Below are 1356 nucleotides of genomic sequence, written 5' to 3'. Positions count from 1 at the left end.
GAACAATACTACGCTACGGCACCCCAAGCGACTCTCCCGCGGAGCGGGTTCGTGCGTTGGCACAGGATCGGCCAATGATGCTGGGCCTCGTCATCTCCGACATCGACGGACTTTGGTTCGCAAGGACAAGAGCCTGGCGTCGGCGACGATTGCCCGGTCGCGGACCTACTATCTGGACGTCACCAACCCCTATGCCAACAAGCGAGCTGGCGTCGATGCCCTGGCGCGGGCGCTCGGCCACATGCCCAATGACCTGCCCTTTGCTCGTGCGCACCGGCCTATCGATCGCCATGGGCAAGGCGCCTGAGGAGATCCGTAGCGCAGCGCACTACATTTCAACCAGCGACGACAAAGATGGCATCGCCGATGCCATCGACGCATTTCTGCTGCCGCTTGTGGGAGGATCATCATGAAGCGACTGGCCGCTTTCGACCTCGATGGAACGCTCGCGCTCAGCAAGCAGCCGCTCGACGATGAAATGGCGGATCTGCTTACCCGCCTGCTCGACGTGACGATGGTAGCGATCATCTCCGGAGGCGACTGGCCGCAATTCGAGAAACAGGTGGTGTCGCGCATGCCCGCCCGTGCGCGGCTCGACAATTTTATCATCCAGCCGACCACGGGCACCAAGCTATATCGTCACGCCGACGGCCAATGGACGCGTATCTATGCCGATCTGTTCACCGGCGACGAAAGCCAGCGCATCCGCGAAGCACTGACCAAGGCGGTCGAGCAGGCGGGCTATGCAAACGAGAACATCTGGGGCGAGCAGATCGAGGATCGCGGCAGCCAGATCACATTCTCCGCGCTCGGTCAGCAGGCGCCGCTCGAGGCCAAGGACACGTGGGATCCCGATCACGCCAAGCGCAAGAAATTGCAGGCCCTGCTCCAGCCGTTGCTGCCAGGCTTTGCCATCAATATCGGCGGGGCGACATCGATCGACATCACCCGCGAAGGGATAGACAAGGCCTATGGCCTTAAGCGCCTTTCCGAGCAGACCGGCGTCGCACTCGACGAGATGATCTTCTTCGGTGACGCGATCTTCCCGGGCGGAAATGATTATCCGGCCAAGCATCTCGGGCTGGATACCGTGCGAGTCCGCGACGTTGCCGAAACCAAGTCGGTGGTTGGCGCGATCGCTGCCTGGCTGGTCTAGAAGCGCTACCGCCGATCCTTAACCAGTCCCGCTTTCGCACCCATACGACCCAGCTTCGCAGCGGTCCCACATTGTAGAGCCGACGGATCGCTTCAATGGTGCTGGAGCTGCTTGACCTCACTACGCCTGGGCGCGTTCGAGGAAACTCAGCTCGACATGTCCGCCATCGTTCGGCAGCTCGCCGCGCATTTCTTGCAGGT

General features: G+C 61.6%; 2 protein-coding genes and 1 pseudogene. All 3 read left to right on the top strand.

Going from position 1 to position 1356, the window contains the following annotated elements; all coding sequences use genetic code 11:
* A pseudogene (locus tag AX703_RS28225) lies at nt 1-307 on the top strand (hypothetical protein); the annotation flags it as partial.
* Nucleotides 291-413: a hypothetical protein gene (locus AX703_RS28645; RefSeq protein WP_021243092.1), complete on the top strand. Its 123-nt coding sequence runs from the start codon at nt 291-293 to the stop codon at nt 411-413. The pseudogene AX703_RS28225 and the gene AX703_RS28645, both read left to right, overlap by 17 nt.
* Entirely contained in the window at nt 410-1156 is a 747-nt protein-coding gene (locus AX703_RS05675; RefSeq protein WP_009824013.1) for an HAD-IIB family hydrolase, read from the top strand. Before AX703_RS28645 ends, AX703_RS05675 begins: the two co-directional genes overlap by 4 nt.
* Nucleotides 1157-1356 lie beyond the last annotated feature (200 nt).

This window comes from Novosphingobium sp. CCH12-A3 (genome assembly GCF_001556015.1).
Lineage (GTDB): Bacteria > Pseudomonadota > Alphaproteobacteria > Sphingomonadales > Sphingomonadaceae > Novosphingobium > Novosphingobium subterraneum.
The sequence above is the reverse complement of the archived record's forward strand: the minus strand, read 5'-3'. Positions and strand labels throughout refer to the sequence as shown.

What these genes read in the sequence shown, in the direction of transcription:
- AX703_RS28645 (WP_021243092.1), top strand. Translation starts at nt 291, where the DNA reads ATGGGCAAGGCGCCTGAGGAGATCCGTAGCGCAGCGCACTACATTTCA.
- AX703_RS05675 (WP_009824013.1), top strand. Translation starts at nt 410, where the DNA reads ATGAAGCGACTGGCCGCTTTCGACCTCGATGGAACGCTCGCGCTCAGC.